The sequence below is a fragment of the Marinospirillum sp. genome, assembly GCF_014859565.1.
In genome coordinates this window covers 1-1,787 of sequence record NZ_JACUUA010000420.1, presented here as the reverse complement: position 1 = coordinate 1,787, position 1,787 = coordinate 1, and the positions used below count along the sequence as shown (strand labels likewise).

Below are 1,787 nucleotides of genomic sequence, written 5' to 3'. Positions count from 1 at the left end.
CACTGACTTGTGCATCATCCTTCAGAACCACCACAGCAGTGATGGCTTCAATCCATTTTTCATCTGGCATTCCGATCACGGCTACTTCGGAAACAGCAGGATGGGTAAACAAGGCCTCTTCAACCTCACGGCTGGCAACCACCACACCGCCAGTGTTAATCACATCCTTGATGCGATCTACAATATAGAGGTAACCCGCTTCATCCAGATAACCGACATCACCGGAATGGAACCAGCCACCCTGAAAGGCTTCTTTGGTCATTTCCGGTTTGTCCCAGTAACCCGTCAGCAACTGGGGTGAGCGGTGCACAATTTCACCCTGTTGACCGGCAGGCAGGTCGTTCATCTCCAGATCCACAATGCGGGTTTCCACGGTGAGGATCGGGCGTCCTGCCGAAGCGGGGCGATCGGCATGTTCCTCCGGTCGTAATACTGTTGCCAACGGGGCTATTTCACTCTGGCCGTAACAGTTGTAGAGACCGACACCGGGCAGGCGTTGTTGTAATTCTTTTAATACCGGCACCGGCATGATCGACGCGCCGTAGTAGGCTTTTTTCAGGCTTTGCAGGTTGCGCCGATCAAAATCCGGATGGCGCAGCAGGGCAATCCAGAAGGTGGGCGGAGCAAAAAAGGACGCGATGTTCTCCTGTTCAATCCATTGCAGACACAAATCCGGTAAGGGGCTTTCCATCAGGCGCACTGTTGCGCCGCGTAGTAGGGCAGGCATCAGAAACACATGCATCTGGGCAGAATGGTAGAGCGGCAAGGCAGCCAGTACTGGCTCGTTGGGTTCAATATCCAGTTCCACCATGCAGGCAAAATACTCCGCCATCAACGCCTTGTGCGTCATCATCGCGGCCTTGGGTGCCGCTGTGGTGCCGGAGGTGTAGAGCAACTGTGCCAGATCATCATCCTTGATGCTGACCGGTGGAGCGCTGGCCGGTGTTTCGGCCAGTGCCAGCTGCAGCAGGCTGTTCTGGTGTGAATCAGCATGAAAATAAGTGCTGACAGTCAGCGAAAGGCCTTCACAGGCCTGATCCACCGCAGCCGACAGGCTGATATCACTGACCAGTGCTGTTGCACCGGACTGTTGCAGCACATAACGCAGCTCTTCTGCACTCAAGGCAAAGTTGGTGGGTACGTGCACCAGTCCAGCACGCAGACAAGCCAGCCAAGTGATGACATAAACATCGGAATTTTTACCGTAAGCCACCAGTCGATCTCCCTGCTGCAAGCCTTGTTGCAGCAGGTGTGAAGCAATCCGGTCAGCTGCTGCAAGCAGCTGAGTGTAGGTCCAGGAACGATCCAGAAATTTCAGCGCGATGCGCGAGCCATTTCTGCGCAAGCTGCGATCCAGTGCACTGCTGATGGTGTGAGCTTGAGGCTGAAGATCAAGAGAAGCGATTGATGTCATGAGCCTGCTCCTCAGTTGTTGACCATTTTGCAGACACTTTCAGACAGGGGGCGGAAAGCCTCTTCTGCCGGAATGGTGCGTACAATTTCAAACAGATCATCAGCGTTTTTGGATTCAGCCGGAGATTTCACCCGCACCAGATACATGTCATGCACCATACGGCCATCCTCACGAATGTAGGCATTCTGGGCAAAAATGTCATTCACAGGGGTTTTCATCATCTGCTGGCGTACGGTCTGGGTATCATCTGTCCCTGCCGCTTTGACTGCCTGCAGATAATGCAGGGTGCTGGAATAAAGACCAGCATGAACCATAGTTGGCATCTGGCCGGTTCGTTCTTTGAAACGTTCGGCCCAGGCGCGTGCTTCGGGAT

The 1,787-nt window shown here is 53.9% G+C and carries 2 protein-coding genes; both read right to left on the bottom strand.

Annotated elements, in window-relative coordinates:
* Positions 1–1,414 (bottom strand): fatty acyl-CoA synthetase (locus tag IBX50_RS20405; RefSeq protein WP_292258239.1); only part of this gene is annotated, 1,414 nt, incomplete at its 3' end.
* An 11-nt stretch (positions 1,415–1,425) separates the two neighbouring features.
* A partial coding sequence (locus IBX50_RS20400) for an ABC transporter substrate-binding protein (RefSeq protein ID WP_292258237.1) occupies positions 1,426–1,787 on the bottom strand: 362 nt, incomplete at its 5' end.